This window comes from Ewingella sp. AOP9-I1-14 (assembly GCF_052375995.1).
In the GTDB taxonomy this organism is placed as follows: Bacteria; Pseudomonadota; Gammaproteobacteria; order Enterobacterales; family Enterobacteriaceae; genus Ewingella; species Ewingella allii.
The window spans coordinates 379,490-398,388 of record NZ_JBQSVA010000003.1; the positions used below are offsets into that span (position 1 = coordinate 379,490).

At 55.0% G+C, this 18,899-nt stretch carries 13 protein-coding genes; 1 reads left to right on the top strand and 12 read right to left on the bottom strand.

The window, feature by feature from the left end; translation table 11 throughout:
* The 4 genes from ACT3RT_RS11665 to aaeX all read right to left on the bottom strand — a co-directional run bounded on the left by ACT3RT_RS11665 (window position 1) and on the right by aaeX (window position 4,764).
* Window positions 1-1,461: an NAD-dependent succinate-semialdehyde dehydrogenase gene (locus ACT3RT_RS11665; protein WP_496203008.1), complete on the bottom strand. Its 1,461-nt coding sequence runs from the start codon at window positions 1,459-1,461 to the stop codon at window positions 1-3.
* Between the two features lie 194 nt (window positions 1,462-1,655).
* A complete protein-coding gene (gene aaeB, locus ACT3RT_RS11670; RefSeq protein WP_353500751.1) occupies window positions 1,656-3,611 on the bottom strand; it encodes a p-hydroxybenzoic acid efflux pump subunit AaeB in 1,956 nt (651 codons plus the stop codon).
* A gap of 6 nt (window positions 3,612-3,617) precedes the next feature.
* Window positions 3,618-4,553 carry a p-hydroxybenzoic acid efflux pump subunit AaeA gene (gene aaeA, locus ACT3RT_RS11675; RefSeq protein ID WP_496203009.1) on the bottom strand — a complete coding sequence of 312 codons (936 nt, stop codon included), beginning with the start codon at window positions 4,551-4,553 and terminating at the stop codon, window positions 3,618-3,620.
* A 7-nt stretch (window positions 4,554-4,560) separates the two neighbouring features.
* A complete protein-coding gene (aaeX, locus tag ACT3RT_RS11680) occupies window positions 4,561-4,764 on the bottom strand; it encodes a p-hydroxybenzoic acid efflux pump operon protein AaeX (RefSeq protein ID WP_034786671.1) in 204 nt (67 codons plus the stop codon).
* A 295-nt stretch (window positions 4,765-5,059) separates the two neighbouring features.
* Here aaeX and aaeR point away from each other — a divergent pair, with 295 nt between their 5' ends.
* The gene (aaeR, locus tag ACT3RT_RS11685) at window positions 5,060-5,992 is read left to right on the top strand and encodes an HTH-type transcriptional activator AaeR (protein ID WP_034786670.1); all 933 of its coding nucleotides are present in this window, start codon (window positions 5,060-5,062) and stop codon (window positions 5,990-5,992) included.
* A 50-nt stretch (window positions 5,993-6,042) separates the two neighbouring features.
* On the opposite strand, the gene tldD is transcribed toward aaeR, so the two are convergent.
* The 8 genes from tldD to csrD form a co-directional block, all read right to left on the bottom strand.
* Window positions 6,043-7,488, bottom strand: a complete 1,446-nt coding sequence (gene tldD, locus ACT3RT_RS11690) for a metalloprotease TldD (protein ID WP_353500749.1) — start codon at window positions 7,486-7,488, stop codon at window positions 6,043-6,045.
* 115 nt (window positions 7,489-7,603) lie between these two features.
* Complete coding sequence (gene yhdP / locus ACT3RT_RS11695; protein ID WP_496203010.1) at window positions 7,604-11,461, bottom strand: AsmA2 domain-containing protein YhdP; 3,858 nt, start codon at window positions 11,459-11,461, stop codon at window positions 7,604-7,606.
* A 128-nt stretch (window positions 11,462-11,589) separates the two neighbouring features.
* Window positions 11,590-13,059, bottom strand: coding sequence for a ribonuclease G (gene rng, locus ACT3RT_RS11700; protein WP_353500747.1), 1,470 nt, complete (start codon window positions 13,057-13,059; stop codon window positions 11,590-11,592).
* Entirely contained in the window at window positions 13,049-13,642 is a 594-nt protein-coding gene (locus ACT3RT_RS11705) for a Maf family protein (protein ID WP_496203051.1), read from the bottom strand. The genes rng and ACT3RT_RS11705 overlap by 11 nt, the downstream gene beginning before the upstream one ends.
* 7 nt (window positions 13,643-13,649) lie before the next feature.
* Window positions 13,650-14,138, bottom strand: a complete 489-nt coding sequence (mreD, locus tag ACT3RT_RS11710; protein WP_034786663.1) for a rod shape-determining protein MreD — start codon at window positions 14,136-14,138, stop codon at window positions 13,650-13,652.
* Entirely contained in the window at window positions 14,135-15,142 is a 1,008-nt protein-coding gene (mreC, locus tag ACT3RT_RS11715) for a rod shape-determining protein MreC (RefSeq protein WP_034786661.1), read from the bottom strand. Before mreC ends, mreD begins: the two co-directional genes overlap by 4 nt.
* A gap of 255 nt (window positions 15,143-15,397) precedes the next feature.
* Complete coding sequence (mreB, locus tag ACT3RT_RS11720) at window positions 15,398-16,441, bottom strand: rod shape-determining protein MreB (protein WP_007891976.1); 1,044 nt, start codon at window positions 16,439-16,441, stop codon at window positions 15,398-15,400.
* Between the two features lie 370 nt (window positions 16,442-16,811).
* Entirely contained in the window at window positions 16,812-18,749 is a 1,938-nt protein-coding gene (gene csrD, locus ACT3RT_RS11725) for an RNase E specificity factor CsrD (RefSeq protein WP_496203011.1), read from the bottom strand.
* Window positions 18,750-18,899 lie beyond the last annotated feature (150 nt).

Below are 18,899 nucleotides of genomic sequence, written 5' to 3' on the forward strand. Positions count from 1 at the left end.
CTACAGATTACCTAAATGTAAGGTTTTCACCTGTAAATATTCTTCCAGACCTAACACCGAACCTTCTCGGCCCAGCCCGGACTCTTTCACCCCGCCAAACGGCGCGACTTCGGTAGAAAGCGCAGATTCGTTAATCCCAATCATGCCACTTTCAATCGCTTCGGCAACGCGGAATACGCGCTGCAAGTTTTGAGTATAGAAGTATGCCGCCAGGCCAAACGGCGTGGCGTTGGCGCGCTCGATAACCTCTTCTTCGGTTTTGAAGCGGAAACAGGCCGCCAGCGGGCCGAAGGTTTCATCTGCCGCCACTTTCATGTCGTCGTTGGCGTCGGCAATCACCGTCGGCTGATAGAAGTTGCCGCCCAGTTCGTGGCGCTGACCACCGACCACCAGACGACCGCCCTTCTCCAGCGCGTCTTTGACGTGGTCTTCAACCTTCTCTAACCCTTTGATATCAATCAGCGGGCCGACAATCACGCCGTCGTCCATGCCGTTACCGACTTTCAGCTTGCGCACTTCTTCCGCCAGCGCCGTGACGAACTTGTCGTAGACACCGTCCTGCACGTAAATACGGTTAATGCACACGCAAACCTGCCCACTGTTGCGGAATTTGCAGCTCACCGCGCCTTTCACCGCGGCATCAAGGTCGGCGTCGTCAAACACGATATAGGGCGCGTTTCCGCCCAGCTCCATCGACACTTTCTTCATGGTGTCGGCGCTGTTGCGCACCAGCGTTTTACCCACTTCGGTCGAGCCGGTGAAGGAGATTTTACGCACCTCGTTGCTGGCCATGATGGCGTCGCTGATAGCATGCGTATCACCGGCCACGCCGTTGATAACCCCGTCTGGAACACCCGCCAGTTGTGCCAACTCCAGCAGCGCGAAGGCTGACAGCGGCGTGTTGTTGGCAGGTTTAATCAAGCCGGTACAGCCCGCGGCCAGCGCGGGGCCGAGTTTGCGGGTCAGCATCGCCAGCGGGAAGTTCCACGGCGTAATGGCCGCAACCACGCCAATCGGTTCGCGGGTCGCAAAGATGCGTGAACCCTCTTTCACTGGCGGGATGATCTCGCCGTTGGCGCGCTTGGCCTCTTCGCTAAACCATTGCAGGTAGCTGGCGGCGTACTCCACTTCGCCCAAGGCCTCTTTCAGCGGCTTACCCTGCTCGGCCACCATCAGCTCGCCGAGGAACTGTTTGTTTTCAATCATCAGTTCATACCAACGGTGCAAAATCTCAGAGCGCGCCTTGCCGGTTTTTTTGCGCCATGCCGGCAGTGCGTCGCTGGCGGCTTTGATGGCCGCGTTGGTTTCCGTTTTGCCTGCTTTGGCGACTTTCGCCACCACGTCGCCAGTGGCTGGGTTTAACACATCAAAAGTTTCTTTGGCTTCTTGCCATTTGCCGCCCACATAAAACCCGGTTTTAAACAGTTTGTGAGAAGTGAGTTTCTGTTGATTGGCTGACATAAAGGTTGTCTCTCCTGCTAATAAACATCGTTCGAAAACAACGACGTAAGAATGTAAGTTTCAGTCTTGAATCGCTTAAGTATAGCGGCTAATACGGACTGCGGGCTTCAGACCGCACATCATGTCCATGCGGCATAAGGAAAAAAAAAGCCGGAGCATTAAAGGCCCCGGCATGATTTACGCGAGTCTGACCGTTAGGCCAGAAAGGCGTGCTGGTACTTGTGCAGCATATCGGCGAGTCGTTTGACCGGCTCTGTCACCTTGAGCGGCGCGTCGTGTTCCACTAGCTTTTGCTGATACTCATTCAGCTCGGACAACAGCCGCTGGTAGTAGTAAGTTCGCTTGCCTTCGCCCGACGACACCACGTGGTCGGCGGTATTACGGATTTTCTTGTGGAAGGCAGATAGCTCTTCGCTGACCGGGATCTCCGCCATTTTCATTCGCTGGTGCGCGATGATCAGCATCAGCGCCAGACGGTATTTATCAATGTCATTCGGGAACATCACCAGCAGCTGATTCAACTGATGGTAAAGGGCCGGAAGGTGGTTCTCACGACGGCGATACGCCTTGGTGGTTAAGGCCGACACCGCGCTGCTCATAAAGCGGTTCAGCAGAGTGCGCCCGGTTTTATCGCGCGATTTGTCGCGAATTAGCAGCAGCACCACCAGCGCGATAATGGTACCAATCGCCTGGCCCGTTGCATTGTCGAGAAATGCGCTTACGTTAAATTTCATTGGGTTACTGAGCACCAGCACGTTGATAGTACCCGCCAATAGCCCCAGCATACCCAGACGACGCTTCTGCACTTCAATCCCAATGAAGAAGGTCAAAATCCCCAGACAAAGGCAGAGCAAGAACAGGCTCTGCTGGGTGGCGGGCATGATGAGCATGAAGTAAATGGAGCCAACCGGGATTGCCAGCAGCATGCCGACCACGAAGTCTATCGCCATGCCTTTCGGATTTGGAGTGCGCATCGCCAATGAGGTCACTACCGCAATGATCACTACGCAACCACTCGCCGAGGTCCAGCCGGTCCATAGCCACAGCAGGCAGCCCGCCGCGCTGGCGACAAAGGTGCGAATGCCGTTAATCAGCGCGTGGTGGCGCTCGGCGGAGGCTGGCCTGACTTCCACCTCGGTATTGAGCAAATCGGCTTCCAGATTGCTAATGCTGCTATTGGTATGAATGCCCTTAATCAGCAGCAGCGCGCGCGTTCCGGCTCCAATCCAGCTGGTGACGGTGAGCAAAATATCTTTGCTATGGGAGGAAGAAACCGCCAAACGCAGCTGTTTCATCCGCCGACGCACTTCCAGCGGCGTCTCTGCCGGTTCGGCAAACAGCGCTTTGATCTCAGGCGTCACCCGGTCAGGGGAGTTTTGCAAAATAAGATAGGTTTCGCAGGCCTGCGTAATCAAACTCAGCGAGGTGCTGTGCAATGCTTTCAACCGCCGGTTGCAACGCTGCCAGCGCGAAGACTCCATCATTAGGCTGTTACGCATGCCGTTAAGCGCGGTGGTGCTCTTGATAAGATTGCCCCACGACTTGTCAACATCCTCTTTATCACCACGATTAATACACAGCCGCATCAGCGCGAACTGGTCTAGCAGCAGTTGGCTAACCGCCCGGTCAATGTCGGTTTTGATCGAGCGCGGGGAAAACAGCAGGTCGGCCACGATGGCGCAGCAAATACCAATCACGATTTCACTACAGCGCTCGACGGCAAACTGCGGCGTCTGCAAAGGGGTGGCGGCGGAAGTCACTACGATAATTAGCGCCGTATATCCCGCCAGCCCGAGCGCATAGGAGTTCTCGACGCGAACCAGCGAGGACCACCAGGTACAGACCCCAGCCCAGATGCAGCATAAAAGCAGCATCACTACCGGGGCACGCGCCGTGGCGATAACAATGACTAACGCCGCGATACAGCCGAAAAAGGTACCGATAACGCGCAGGAAGCCACGGTGGCGAATGGCACCGGCGAAGGGTTCTCCGCCCGCCGCCATCGCCGGGCCGGAGGTGACGATCGCCGCGGTCATCGCCGCCCAGCGCGGGGTTTCCAGCTGCATATAGAAGCCGAGAACCAACGCGCCGAGAATGGCGAAAGTCAGCTTGCAGGCGAACCTGATACGCGGGATCAGTATGCTATTCATCGCCGATTAACCGAACTCACGCAGACGGTGCAACATTCTGGAGAATGGCGACTGGTGCTCATGTTTGATATCGTGATCGCCGGTGATCACCACTGTCGCGGTGGTCCCTGCCGGGTACGGGTGTTGCTGGTCAACATCATCAAGCACGATTTTCACCGGCACGCGCTGTGCAAGACGTACCCATTCCAAATTACTGTCTACCGTCGCCAGCCCGTTGGCTGCCGCAGAAGACGAGCTGTTAGTGACCGCCGCCGCGACGCTGTCCACCGAGCCATGCATGATGCGATTGCTGCCCAGCGGGGTAATTTCGGCGCGGTCGCCTTTTTTCAAGCCGGAAAGCTTGGTTTCTTCCAGATAAGCCAGAATATAGAAGGTGTTTTTCTTCACCAGCGCGACCGCGGTCGAACCGCGATTGATGTAGTTCCCCGGATGCACATTGAGGTTAGTCACCCAGCCGTCAGCCGGAGCCGTCACTACGGTACGCTGCAAATCAAGCACCGCGAGGTCACGTGCGGCCTGAGATTTTGCCAACTGGTGTTGCGCCGTTTGCAGGACGTTATTGGCCTGATCGATCTCTTCTTGCGACATCGCCTGCACGCCCAGCTTCACGCGGCGGCCTGCTTCGCGTTTTTTCTCCGCGACCAGCGCCTGATAGTAGGCAACGTCGGCATTGGCTTCGTCCAGCGCCTGTTGGTAACGCGGCTGGTCTATTTTGAACAGCGTCTGGCCTTTTTTGACTAACTGGTTATCCACCACGGGAACATCCGTCACCAAGCCGGTGACGTCCGGCGCGATAGAAACCACGTCGGCGGTAAATTTGGCGTCACGAGTCCAAGGGGATTCGGTATAGAACGCCCATGCCCGGAAAATTGCGATGGCAGCAAGAACCACAAGGATTAACGTTATTAAGTAACGTATTATTTTTATAGAGAAATTTTTCACGACACCCTCAGATGAAGAAGCAGGAAATCAGGTAGAACAGACAGCAGTACATCGCTGTGTTAAATAACGCCGGATGCCAGACAAAGTCATAAATTCCGGTGGGTTGTAATAGGCGTCGTAGCAGGAAAAACAGCACTAACGCCAACAGTACTTCGAAGAACACCGGAGGAAACGACAATCCGAAAATCACCATTACCGGAAGCAAACTCATTCAAAAATCCTTAGTTTATAGTCACGGGCTTTCGTCTCGTGGCGTTACTCTCACCAGAAGGCCCCGTCGCAACACGCCCGAGCTTTATCATTATTTTAGGCAATACAACTGCATTCTGAGAGCCAGAATGAGTTAAAAAGAGACAATGGGTTTGCCAGAAAAGTGTGCGAAGGTAAGCATTATGTTGCCAGCGAGCGCCGAACCCGAGGTATTCACCCGAGCAAGTATATTAGCGTGCTTATTATCAAGTAATCAACGTTCTGTGATCACAATCACTTTTAAGCCAGAGTTAACAATGGAACGATTAAAAAGAATGTCGGTTTATGCTCAAGTGGTCGAAAGCGGCTCGTTTACTGCCGCCGCTCGCCGCCTTGAGATGAGTGTTTCCGCAATCAGCCAGACGATCTCAAAACTAGAAAATGACTTACAAGTCAAACTGTTGAACAGAAGCACGCGCAGCCTGAGCCTCACCGAAGCCGGTAAGATTTACTATCAAGGCTGTATGAAAATGCTGCTGGATGTACGCGAAGTACACGAGCAATTATATGCCTTTAACAACACGCCGACCGGCACGTTGCGCATCGGCAGTTCGTCGACAATGGCACAAAACGTTCTTGCCGCCATGACCGCCGAGATGCTGATTGAGTACCCCGGCCTGAAAGTGAATCTGGTCACCGGCATCCCGGCTCCGGACCTGATTGCCGACGGCCTCGACGTGGTGATCCGCGTGGGAAAACTGCAGGATTCGAGCCTGTTCTCCAAAAGGCTTGGCTCCATGCCGATGATCGTCTGCGCCGCGCGCAGCTATCTCAGCCAGCACGGTAAGCCAGAAAAACCGGCGGACATGGTGAATTTCTCATGGATTGAATACAGCGTGCGGCCCGACAGCGAGTTTGAGCTGATTGCGCCAGAAGGCATCACCACGCGTATCAACCCACAGGGGCGCTTCGTCACCAACGACTCGCAAACCTTAACGCGCTGGCTGAAAGCCGGGGTGGGCATCGCCTATGTGCCACTAATGTGGGTGATCAATGAGATTAACTCCGGCGAGCTGGAAATTTTATTCGGCAATTATCAGTCGGACCCGCGCCCGGTCTACGCGCTGTACACTGAAAAGGACAAAATGCCGCTGAAAGTGCAGGTGTGCATCAACTACCTGACCGAGTACTTCAAAGAGGTGGGGAAAGTCTATCAGGGCTATCGGCAAGGCAAGCTCGGGCCGAAATAGCATAAAAAAAGGGAACCCGCGGGTTCCCTTTCTATTATTATCTCGAAGGCTTAGGCGCTGCCGCCGACGGTGATGTTGTCGAGTTTCAGAGTCGGCTGGCCTACGCCCACTGGCAGGCTCTGACCCTCTTTGCCACAGACGCCGACGCCTTTATCCAGCGCCAGATCGTTGCCGACCATAGAGATCTGCTGCATCGCTTCAATACCCGAGCCAATCAGCGTCGCGCCTTTCACCGGCTTGGTGATACGGCCTTTTTCAATCAGGTAAGCTTCGGTGGTGGAGAACACAAATTTGCCCGAGGTGATATCCACCTGGCCGCCGCCAAAGTTAGGGGCATACAGGCCGAACTCCACGCTGCTGATGATCTCTTCCGGCGTAGACTGGCCGCCCAGCAGATAAGTGTTGGTCATGCGCGGCATCGGCAGGTGAGCATAAGACTCGCGACGGCCGTTACCGGTCGGCGCAACGCCCATCAGGCGCGCGTTCAGCTTGTCCTGCATGTAACCCTTCAGCACGCCATTTTCGATCAATACGTTGTATTGGCCCGGCACGCCTTCGTCATCAATCGCCAGTGAACCACGGCGGCCCGGCATGGTGCCGTCATCCACCACGGTACAGAGTTCAGACGCCACCAGTTGGCCCATCTGCCCACTGAACATAGAAGTGCCGCGACGGTTGAAATCGCCCTCTAAGCCATGGCCTACGGCTTCGTGCAGAAGCACGCCCGGCCAGCCTGCGCCAAGCACTACCGGCATACCACCGGCAGGGGCGGCTACCGCGTTGAGGTTCAGCAAGGCCATGCGCACCGCATCGCGGGCGTAGGCTTCGGCGCGCACTTCGCCATTCACGGTTTCAAGAAAATAGTCATAGCCAAAACGACCGCCGCCGCCGCTAGAGCCGCGCTCACGACGCCCGTCATCTTCAACCAATACGCTGACCGACAGGCGCACCAGCGGGCGAATGTCCGCCGCCAGAGTGCCGTCGGTGGCGGCGACTAATACGCTTTCGTAAACGCCGGTAATGCTGGCGCTGACTTCCTGCACGCGCTTGTCCGTGGCACGGGCAACGCGGTCAACGCGATGTAATAACTCAATTTTTTCTTCGCGAGACAGGCTCTGAAGTGGGTCAAGGATCGGGTACAGCGCCTGATAGCCAATTTCACCCAGCGTGTGGGTTTTGCCATTGCCCTGCTCACGCACGATGCTGCGCGCGGCGGTGGCACTCTGCTGCAAGGCATTCAGGGTAATTTGGTCCGCGTAGGCAAAGCCGGTCTTCTCACCACTGACCGCGCGCACGCCAACACCCTGATCAATGTTGTAAGAGCCATCTTTGATAATGCTGTCTTCAATCACCCAGGCTTCGTGGAAACTGGATTGGAAAAAGAGATCGGCGTAATCGAGACGGCGTTCAGACAGTTGACCTAATACAGCGAACAGGTCTTGATGACTCAGATTGTTAGCGGTTAGTAACCGCTCACTGACTAATGCCAGACTCATAGATTCTCACTCTCTTTGGGGATGAATTGTCGCGGCCTGAACTGTGATTCGTTAGCCGCCAAACAATTCTATCGTAACACGGGTTTTAAACAGCCTAACACAGCGCGTTCAGCACTCAAGGTGCGGCAGGCTCTTTTGCAGGTCGCGGTTGGCGCAGCACTTCATTAATTTTTGGATCCGCAATGGTGCCGTCGATATGGTAACGGATTAACGAAATCTTATTCCACAGCGGCGCCAATACCTTACTGGCGGCAAACACCGCCGCGCCGACGATTGGGTTGATAGCAAAGGCCGTGGCGACCCCGACGGTGGCAGAGATTTCAGGAGCGATCACCGCTTCCATATTTAGCCGCTGATTGACTAAATCGACGCTGCCGTTCATGGCGATATCCGCCGCCAACCCGTCAACCAGCAGGTCCTCGGTATGCAGCGTGCCGTCTTTGATCCAGGCGTTTGAGCGGATAGAGTCAAAGTAGAAGCCTTTGCCGAAGGTGTCACTGAAATCGAGTTGCAGCTTACGCAGCAGGGCGTCGAAGCTGACCAGACGCAGCAATTGCCCGGCGCGGCCGCCGCCTAAATCCACGATTTCACCTTTGCCAAGGTCAGTTTTCAGGGTGCCATTCAGGGTTTTCAGATCTGGCTTCCACGGAATAGATTTCCAGTGCAAATCAAAGTCGATGTTGAAAGGCGCACCGCGCAGTGGGGTAGTGACGCCGAAGAAGGAGGTCGCGGCTTCAATATCTTTGCCCGACAGTTTGCCTTTCAGGCCGGTAGATTCAACGCTGCCGTTCTGCTTCCAGTCGCCCTGCACGTCTAAACGCACCGAGCCGGTATCAATCAGGCCGTTGCGCAGCGCCAGCTGATCGCCACTCGGCGTGATATCAGCATTCACCTTGCGGAAGCTCTGCCCGAGGAACCAGCAGTCTTCACAGCGCAGAAGCAGTGCCGGCCATTTGGCGAAGGAAATTTTGTCATCGGCAAAAGGATTCTGGCCTGACTTACCGCCGCTGGCCGCATCAGCCACCGTCCACTGCGGGTTGAAATAGAGGTAGCGGATATTGGCTTGCCACGGACCACGGTCATTCATCGCCAGCGTGCCGTCGATCTCTTTGCCTTTCGCCGTGATGTTCATGCCATTGCTGGCCTGAGTCGAGCTAATCAGTAGGTCATTCCAGACCTGACCGCCTAATTTGAGCTTCGGCGTGGTCAGCGTCACTTCATGTGGGAAGCCAAAAGAAGCGGCGGTATTGGCCGCTTTCTTCGCGCCTTTGGCACTCTTCTGCACTGGCGCTTTCGGGGCGTTATCTGGCGACATCAGCTCCAGCCAGCTCTCGCCATCCAGCTCAGGCAGGTGCAACGTCAGGCTGCTGGTCGCTGGCAGCGGCGGGGTTTTCTGGGCATTCATCTGCCAGGAGGCGCGATCCAGCTGTAGCTGCTTGCCCAGCAGCCAGCGGCTGTTGAAACGGTCTTTGCCGCCCAGCACGCCATTCATTTCAAAACTCTTCAGCCCGCCTTTGGCATTTACCGCCAGTGGCAGACTGCGGCCCGGCTTCTTGTCGAGCGGGCTAGGTAAGTGACTACTTACACTCTTCAGGTCGGTGGTTACGCCGATACTGTAATTTGGCTCACCCTTATGAGGGAGTGAAATATCCACCGTCCCTTTCCAGGGTGCGCTGCCGCTGAGTTTGCTGGCAACAGCATCCGGCATGCCGGTGATTTTGCCCAGTTCCCAGTTGCCGTCCAGACCGACATTAATTTGATAATTATCAGTAAGTTCGTGCGTGCTAAACTGCACGTTCAGAGGTTGCCCGAACCAGTTGGCGGTGAGCAAACTACTCTGCAAGTTGCCGTTGTCGTAGGTGAACTGGCCGCTGAGGTGCTCAATGGTACTTTCCAGCGGTTTGATAAACAGGCTGTTGTCATTGAGCGTCACGCCGCCGGTGGCGCGAACTTCTTCGCCATCCAGCGGGATATCAAGGTGTAAGCGACCACTCACATTGCCGCCAATCTGCAGCTCATCTAGGGCCGCGCCGAGGGAGTCCTTCAGCGGCGTGTCCTTAAAATAGTCACCAATGTCTTTGCCGGTACCTGAAATGTCGGAGTCGATGAACAGCTTCTCTTTCAGATAATCAGGGATGTTGGCGACCACGTTATTGCCGTCGGCATTACCCAATTTGGTGTGCTCAGCTTTCATGAACAGGCCGTCATTGAGGAAATCGAGGTCGATATCCAAATTGGTCAAGGCTGGCCACTCAGGCTGGAACTGGAAGGTGGCGTTACGCAGCGGCACCCACACTTCAAACTGCCCTTCATGCTTTTTAAACGGGAAGTCGTGCGGATTGCCGTTGAAGGTCAGCGTGGCATTATCCACCTGCCCGGCCTGAATCGCCTCGCTGAGATAATCCGTCAGATGTTTGCCCATCAGCGGCTCAGGGAAGTAGCGCCACGCTTGCCCTGCATCATACAGACGAATGCCGCCGAGGATTTTTAGCCACGGCTCGCCGTGCTCCGGCTGGTTATAGTGGAAGCCGCCTTTGGCCCACAGGCCGTTGGCTTTGACATCCAGGCTCTTCGACCACAGCGCCCAGCCCTCTTGGCTATAGCTCCAATCGACGGTGCCCTGCGCCGCGCTGATCTCCAGCGGCGCGCGGAACATCTCACCATACGGCAGTAGGCTGTCTTGCAAATTGACCGTCAGTTGGCCGTGCTGCACGCTGCCGCTCAGCTGGCCGCTAAAGTGATTCACGCCCGGCAGTAGCTGCCAGCGATCCCAGCTGAGATCGCGCCATTTGGCGGCAAAGCGCGTGTGGTCGGTCTGCTTAAGAGGAATATCTAACGACAGCTGGTCGATTAAGCCTTTTGGCTGGATTTCCTGCCAACGCTCGAGCAATTCTGGCGTCAGGAAGGAGAAGGTTGGGATAATCGGCCCAAGGCGCTCTAACTGAAGCTTGGTGGCTCTCAGGCGAAGTTCATCCCCCTGCGAAGCCCCTAAAAACTCATTGTTTTCCGGCAGATACAGCGCGCTGATTTGGCCCTTCGGCCAGGCCACGCCGTCAGTTTTCAAGTTGAGCTGCTGGGCATCGACCTGCCAGCCATTGCCCTGTCGGCTGCCGTGCAGCGTCAGGTTCTCAACGTCTAACCGATGCTCCTGCCCCGCGCTGCTCCAGGTCGCCGCGCCGTTTTTCACCCAAGCGTCACCGGCGTAGATGTCGCCGCCGCGCACGGTCAGCCAGGCGGCGAGGCTGAAGTCAGCACTTTCCAGCCCGGTGTTGCTGCGCAGCCAGCGGCTAAACCAAGGCTTCATGTCGATATCGTCGGCCTGAAGATAGATTTTGCCGTTGTTGAGCAAACCGTCGTTGTCGTTAAGGTCCATGCGCACCTGCACCACGCCATGCTGGCCGTTGAAGGTCGACAGGCTGATCAGCCCCTCGGCGCGGTGGCGGTTGCGGCTGTTCAGCCAGCGCAGCTGCGGCACAGTGATTTCGGCGCGCTGCCCGGCAGGGGTCATAAAGGATATATGGCTGTCGCGCAGGTCGAAATGGTCGACCTGCTTGAGGAAGATGTCGCTGATGCGGTTAGCTTCGAAACCTTTGCCGTCGTTGGTTTTATTACCAAAAGTGGCGTTGGTATCAAGGTCGAGATTGTAGAAAGTCAGGTCGCGGAACTGCCAGCGGAAATGCAGCAGCGATTGCCAGACATCCAGCGCCAGAGTCACGCGCTCGGCTTTCACCGAGGTGTCTGGCAGGGTCACGCTAAGGTTTTTTAACTCAAGAGTCGGGCCAAAGGTTTTCCAGCTGCCGCTGATTTGGTCCAGTTCGATAGGCACGCCGGTCACAGACTCGATTTTGCTGACCAGCTGATCCTGAAAACGGTGAAGCTGAGGCAAAGCCAGACGCAAGCCACTGATTGCCAACGCAACAATCACGATAATTGTTGCGCAGGTAGTTAACAGTATCCCCGGCAGTCGCCTCAAACTTCTCTCCTTGTTTCCATTCCGCGGGCATGTTGGCCCCGGACTACAATGGAAATTTAATAAATTTACCCATAATCAATGATTTATGTTGCGGCCTATGCCGCCGCAACGCTAAGCCGGACGGGTAATCACATCATGACAACGTCGAACTGCTCTTGGTTGTAGAGCGGCTCGATTTGAACTTTCACTTGTTTGCCGACGAAAATCTCCACTTCGGCCAGCGCGTGGGACTCTTCCCCTTTCAAGGCTTCGCCGACTGCCGCAGAAGCATAGACCAGGAAACGGTCGGCGTCATAGGCGTGGTGCACGCGAACAATTTCACGCAAAATTTCATAGCATACGGTTTCGACGGTTTTCACCGTGCCCCGGCCGTGACAGGTTGGGCAATCGCTGCACAGCACGTGCTCGACGCTTTCGCGTGTCCGTTTGCGGGTCATTTCGACTAAACCTAGCGCCGAGAAACCGTGAATGCCGGTTTTCACTCGATCTTTTGACAGCGCCTGCTCCAAAGAGTGCAGCACCCGCCGCCGATGGTCCTCGTTCGCCATATCGATGAAGTCGATAATGATGATGCCGCCGAGATTGCGCAGGCGCAGCTGGCGGGCAATGGCTTGGGTCGCCTCAGTATTGGTATTGAAGATCGTCTCTTCCAGATTGCGATGGCCGACAAAGGCACCGGTGTTGATATCCACGGTGGTCATGGCTTCGGTCTGATCGATAATCAGATAGCCGCCGGACTTGAGTTCGACTTTGCGTTCCAGCGCGCGCTGGATCTCATTCTCAACGTCAAAGAGATCGAAAATAGGCTGCTTGCCCGCGTAGTGCTCCAGCTTGGCGGTCATTTCGGGAATATATTCGCTGGTAAATTCCACCAGCAGTTCATAGGTCAGGCGCGAATCTACGCGAATTCTGTCCAGCGCTTCGCCAGCAAAGTCTCTTAATACGCGGTGCGCCAGCGCCAGCTCGCCATAGAGTTTGCACTTGGTTTTATTGCGGCGCTTGCGCTCCATGACTTTGGTCCACAAACGCTTGAGAAAGGCGGCATCTTGTTTAAGTTCTTCTTCGCCAATCCCTTCTGCCGCGGTGCGGATAATGTAGCCACCCTGCTCGTCACAATATTCCTGAACAATATTTTTCAGGCGATCGCGCTCGGCTTCGCTCTCAATGCGCTGTGAGACACCCACGTGTGAGGCGCCCGGCATGAAGACCAGATAGCGGGAAGGCAGAGTAATGTCGGTGGTCAGGCGCGCGCCTTTGGTGCCCAGCGGGTCTTTCACCACCTGCACCATCAGATCTTGCCCCTGATGGACCAGCTCTACGATGTCACGAACGTTAAAATTCTTTTGCTCATCACGAGCCACGCACTCGGTGTGCGGCATGATGTCTGAAGCATGTAAAAAAGCCGCTTTCTCTAGACCAATATCAACAAAGGCTGCCTGCATACCCGGCAGAACTCGGCTGACGCGACCTTTGTAAATATTGCCTGCAATGCCGCGCTTGGCCTCACGCTCAACATGGATCTCTTGCAAAATGCCACCGTCAATGTAAGCCACGCGCGTTTCGGACGGCGTAACATTGACCAGTAATTCAGCTGTCATGCTTTCTCCTAAGCTCGCGTAATGCAGCAAACTCACTGTACAGTTCTTGAGTTTCCACTAAAGGAAGCCCGACCACTGCGTAGTAGCTGCCGCGAATTTCACGGACGAAACATCCGCCCTTTCCCTGAATACCGTATGCACCCGCTTTATCCATGGGTTCCCCGCTCAGAATATAGTGCTGAATATCATCCGCGGATAGAGAGCGGAAGGTGACATCAGTCACAACCAGCGTACTACGATGCGTCTGGCGGTCTGCCAGAGCAATGGCCGTCATCACTTGATGCTGGCGGCCAGACAATGCGGTTAACATCTGCGCGGCATGAGCTTCATCGCGCGGCTTTTCCAAAACCTGCCCGTTGAGCACCACGATGGTGTCAGCACCCAGCACCGGGAGGTCCTGCGGCGCAACGGCCACGCCTGCTAAAGCTTTGTCACAGGCGAGGCGCAGAACATAGTCTGCTGGCGCTTCATCTGGCTGCTTTTGCTCGGCAACGTCAGTCACCAGACGTTCAAAAGCCAACTCCAGCACGGCCAGTAATTCGCGGCGGCGCGGTGAACCAGAAGCCAGATAAAGTTCAGTCATCATTTCCTCATTGCACAGCGAACTGACGGCGAATTTTGCGCATCAGCAGGAATAACCATGGCCAGAGAATGCCGTCGACCACGCTGCTCCAGAACACTTCCGGACGAAACGAGACATTCACCACCAAAAACTCGGCCCAGAACACCACCACGTCGACAGCCAGTGACAGCAGCATGACGATCAGCGCTTGCTGCCACAAGGCCATGTTGCGGAACAGCTGAAACTTGAAGGCGACCAGATAGGCAATCAGCGCCAAAGCCAGCGCGCGCACGCCCAGCGTCGAGCCAAGAATCAAATCCATCACAAAACCGACGATAAATCCGGTACCTACGTTAACGCGATGCGGCAGCGCCATGACCCAGTAAATCAGGATCAGCATCAACCAGGATGGCCGAAACATGTAGATCTCGTCCGGCCACGGCATCACTTGCAATAACATGGCTATCAGAAAGGATAGCCAAATTATCCAGCGGCCGTGGCTCCGGTAGCGATTCATTGACTGCCCCCGCTAGAAGGCCGTGGCGAAACTGGCGTGGTAATGGTGCCAGTAGCAGGTTGAGGAATAGGAGCAGGAGGGCCCATTTCGCCCGGAGGCGGCAGGACCTGAGGCATCATCTGCATCAGACGCTCATTGGCGACGCGATGCACTTCGTCCGGCGGCAGTGGCTTATCGCCATTGCGGTCAGAGCCCCACAGCAGCAGCAGGTAACGCAGGCGTTGCAGACCCGCCGTCGGGCGCGCCTGAATCACGGTGTAAGCACGCTGGTTATCGACTTTTACCGAAGAAACCACGGCAACCGGATAGCCTTCAGGGAAGCGACCGCCGAGACCGGACGTCACCAGCACGTCACCGACGCGGATGTCGGTATTGCTCGGCAAGTGCTCCAACTGCAAGTCGTCAGCACAGCCGCTACCGGCGGCAATCACGCGAATATCGTTACGCAAAACCTGAATCGGCAAGGCGTGGGAGGCGTCGCAGATCAGCAATACGCGGCTGGTGACGGCACCCACGGCGACCACCTGACCCACCACGCCTTTATCGCTAATCACCGGCTGGCCGACATAGACGCCATTGTTGCTGCCTTTGTCGACGACAACCTGATCGCTATACGGGTCATTGCTGGTCGACAGCACCTGAGCCACCATCTTGTGCTCATCCTGACGCAGCGGTGACCCCAGCAGCTCGCGCAGTCGCGCGTTCTCTTGCTTGAATTGGCCGAGCAGCATCAAATCGCTGTTTTTGAGCAGCAATTCCTGCCGCAGCGCGCGGTTTTCAAGTTCAAGAGACTGGCGGGTAGCGAAGGTGGCGGAAACCTGATCGAGGAATTCACGTGGAGCATTCGACAAAAAATAGAAAGGGCTGACGGCAGTGTCCATATAGGTGCGAATCTTAACGAACGTACCTACTTTACTGTCGGCAAAAATCAGGACAATGGCCGTGAGAATAGCCAAAAAAAGTCGCAGTTGCAGGGAAGGTCCCCTGCTAAAAATCGGCTTCATAAAATATGCGAGTTCCTCGGCAACAGAAGGTTTCAGCCAATCCAGTGAAAGATAGCCTAAGCAGGAAAAGTAGCAAGCGAAGCGGATCGAGCGAAAACTACCTGAATACGCATTTCTTCAGGTAGTTCGATGCACGACCCCAATTTGACACTGCATACTTTAACGCAGCAGGTTTCACCAGACGGACATTCACCTTGGCGGGCAAGACTTATTCTTTGCTATGCACGCCTTAAGCAAAAGCGTGCGTCGCTAAAATTACTCTTCGCTGAACAGGTCGCCGCCGTGCATGTCGATCATTTCCAACGCTTTACCACCGCCGCGAGCAACGCAGGTCAGCGGATCTTCTGCCACAACCACCGGAATACCGGTCTCTTCCATCAGCAGGCGATCGAGGTTACGCAACAATGCGCCACCGCCGGTCAACACCATGCCGCGCTCGGAGATGTCAGAAGCCAACTCTGGAGGACACTGTTCCAGCGCAACCATCACCGCGCTAACGATGCCAGTCAGCGGCTCTTGCAGCGCTTCAAGAATTTCGTTGGAGTTCAGAGTAAAGCCGCGTGGAACGCCTTCAGCCAGGTTACGACCACGAACTTCAATCTCGTGAACTTCATCACCTGGGTAAGCGGAACCGATACCGTGCTTAATACGCTCAGCGGTGGCTTCACCAATCAGTGAGCCGTAGTTACGACGCACATAGTTGATGATAGCTTCGTCGAAACGGTCACCACCGATACGTACAGAAGAAGAATAGACCACGCCGTTCAGGGAGATAACCGCGACTTCGGTAGTACCACCGCCGATATCCACAACCATAGAACCGGTCGCTTCGGAGACAGGCAAACCTGCACCGATCGCTGCTGCCATTGGCTCTTCAATCAAGAACACTTCACGCGCGCCTGCACCCTGTGCAGATTCACGGATAGCGCGGCGTTCAACCTGAGTTGCGCCGACTGGCACACAGACCAACACGCGCGGGCTTGGGCGCATGAAGCTGTTGCTGTGAACTTGTTTGATGAAGTGCTGCAGCATTTTTTCGGTCACGAAGAAGTCAGCGATAACGCCGTCTTTCATCGGACGAATAGCAGCGATGTTGCCAGGAGTACGTCCCAACATCTGTTTGGCATCATGGCCGACGGCCGCAACGCTTTTCGGTGAACCAGCACGATCCTGACGAATAGCCACAACTGATGGCTCGTTCAGCACAATGCCTTGTCCTTTTACATAAATGAGGGTATTGGCGGTACCCAGGTCGATGGACAAGTCGTTGGAAAACATGCCACGAAATTTCTTAAACATAACGAAAGGATAATCCTGCTAGCTGGGGGCGGAAAATAAAATCCGCCTACTTTACCAACCACGCGAAGCAGCGACAAGGCGCAAAAACGTTCTGCTTCGGTGAAATTGTCCACGATGTCGGCCGCTTACAGTTGCGATGACTTTTGGTTGTGAAATCAGAGGTGAAAAATGACCTGTTCATTTAAACCAGAATCACTCTTTACCTGTGTACAACCAGCAACTTACAAGCACCAACACCGCACATGAATTCTTGCTCTCGCTCCGAGAACTCCCGCCACAATTCGCCAAAAACTTTACAAACAGGCGTCATTGGACAGTAACCGGTTAAAGGCTGCGCCATTCTACGTTAAATCTTCACATTACGATCAGTTTAAACATCACCGTTGTGTGAATATTTTTTGCTAACGGGCTCCACGGCCTGCGGGATAGCAAAAAAATCACCCTGCCCGCCATGAATGCCCTTTTCTAACAGTACTGCCCACTCTTCTTTACTGCGCACGCCAGAAGCGAAAACCTTGGCTTGTGTTCCTTCACAGGCGCTAATCAGACTTTGTACGAACAGCTGATTTTCAATTCTTTTGTCGATATCGCGAATCAATCCCGGGTGCAGTTTCACCCGTTCAACCGGGAAAGTTTTCAAATATGAGGTGCTGACCACGGTAAGCCCGGCTTGAGAAACAGCAAGACGGCAGCCCATTCCTTGTAGCAGGCGGACAACGGGCCGTAATCGCTCGGTATGTTGACAGAGATCTGCCTCTGCAAGTTCAATCAGAATGCGATTACGCTGCTTTTTTTCGCATTGCAGCAAGGTATCGCGCAACCAGCGGACAAAAGAGCGCTGCAATAATGAATCAACCGTCAGGTGAAATGCCAACGTTTCGTCCGGCCAGCGCGCCAGTAACGGAATTATCTGAGAAAGCATTTGGCGATCATAGCTTTGCGACATGCCAAATTGCACCACCAGCGGCATAAACTCGGCGGCCAGCAGCTCTTGCTCGCCATCAAAGATACGGCGCTGAATTTCACGATGATCCAGCTTGCGGTCTTTGGTAAAGCTGCCTTTATGATAAAGACGCGGCCCGCCGCGCGATAGGGTATTTTCCAGTAGCGTGCGCCATTTAACGCTGCCGCGCCCTTTTTCAGGCACTTTGCTGTCATAAACCAGCCAACTGTTACTTCCCTGGAAGGCTGCGTTGCGCGTCGCCTGCTCGGCGTGGTCCATCACCTCTTCCGCCTGCTGACCAAAACGATAAGCACTGATACCTATATATAGAAGGGCATCGCGATCGATATTGTTAGAGGTTGGCAGCGCGCCGAGCGCATTGACCAGTTGGGCCGCCATCACTTCTGCTTCTTTTAAAGTGCGGTGAGGCAGTAACACAGCACAGTCGCTGTGGAAATAGCGCGCCAGCAGGGCATCGGAGTAGCGCATGACGAAGGTCGAAAGCAGATTGATCATCGCGGAACGCAGTTCATCAACGTGCCCCTGCCCGTGGATTTCGCGCAGCGTGTCGAAGTCAGGCAGTCGCAGCAGCATAACCACGCCGTGCGCGCCCTTTTCTTCAAGCTGAGTCGCCAATTGATTGTCGAAAAACAGCCGATTACTCAGGCCGGTCTGGGCATCTTGCTGGGCAAATGCACGAATTAGCGTGTCGACCCGGCTGCGTTGCTCGCGGGCCTCGGCCAGATCCGCCATCAGTAAATCAATGGCGCTACTGGCAAAAGGCGGCCATTCGGAGACATCACCGTGGCGAATATTCTCCCGCTCGCCGCGAAGAATGCGCTGGGCGCGCTCTTCCAGTCGTTCCAACCCAGCCGTCTCTCTGCGCAGCCAGCGGAAACTCATCAGCACCACTACAATCATCAAAATAATGGCGAAGCTGATGGTGATGGTCGAGCGCAGCGAATGGGTGTAAGTGGTAATGGGGTCTACATACACCACGTGCAGCGCCATCGACGGGTGCTGCATCAGCGGCAAGGTTGTCTCGGCATAGTCGGGGTAGCCGCTGTCCCAGGCCGCGTGTAAATCGGCGGACTCGCGGTATTGCAAAAAGGGTTTTTTATTTTCCAGCAGGGTGATGCTTGAAACATCCAGCATGCGCATTGCCGTCGGCATCCAGCGCTGGGCTTCGTCGGGAGTGTGTTGCAGAAGAGATTGGTCGAAAGTGGTCGCCAGCGCCCGTAAATGCTGCTCAGTATTTTGCTTGCTGAGATAGACAAAGCTAAACGTCACGCCGAGCAGCATCAGCAACATAGCTACTGAAACCAGCATGGAAATAAGCGCGGTGAGTCTGTTAGTAAATCGCATCCTTGTGCCTTACCTGAAACCTATAAATGAAGGAGGCAAACCAGAGAATATTCCTTCATTGTCAGGCCGCCGTTTAAACGCCGCTATCATAAAACATAAGCATGTCAGATCCGGTAAAGATTTATGCAAAATTGTGCCTAAATTTGCACT

Coding starts and splice junctions, on each gene's coding strand:
- ACT3RT_RS11665 (WP_496203008.1), bottom strand. CDS start 1,461: ATGTCAGCCAATCAACAGAAACTCACTTCTCACAAACTGTTTAAAACC.
- aaeB (WP_353500751.1), bottom strand. CDS start 3,611: ATGAATAGCATACTGATCCCGCGTATCAGGTTCGCCTGCAAGCTGACT.
- aaeX (WP_034786671.1), bottom strand. CDS start 4,764: ATGAGTTTGCTTCCGGTAATGGTGATTTTCGGATTGTCGTTTCCTCCG.
- aaeR (WP_034786670.1), top strand. CDS start 5,060: ATGGAACGATTAAAAAGAATGTCGGTTTATGCTCAAGTGGTCGAAAGC.
- tldD (WP_353500749.1), bottom strand. CDS start 7,488: ATGAGTCTGGCATTAGTCAGTGAGCGGTTACTAACCGCTAACAATCTG.
- rng (WP_353500747.1), bottom strand. CDS start 13,059: ATGACAGCTGAATTACTGGTCAATGTTACGCCGTCCGAAACGCGCGTG.
- ACT3RT_RS11705 (WP_496203051.1), bottom strand. CDS start 13,642: ATGACTGAACTTTATCTGGCTTCTGGTTCACCGCGCCGCCGCGAATTA.
- mreD (WP_034786663.1), bottom strand. CDS start 14,138: ATGAATCGCTACCGGAGCCACGGCCGCTGGATAATTTGGCTATCCTTT.
- mreC (WP_034786661.1), bottom strand. CDS start 15,142: ATGAAGCCGATTTTTAGCAGGGGACCTTCCCTGCAACTGCGACTTTTT.
- mreB (WP_007891976.1), bottom strand. CDS start 16,441: ATGTTTAAGAAATTTCGTGGCATGTTTTCCAACGACTTGTCCATCGAC.
- csrD (WP_496203011.1), bottom strand. CDS start 18,749: ATGCGATTTACTAACAGACTCACCGCGCTTATTTCCATGCTGGTTTCA.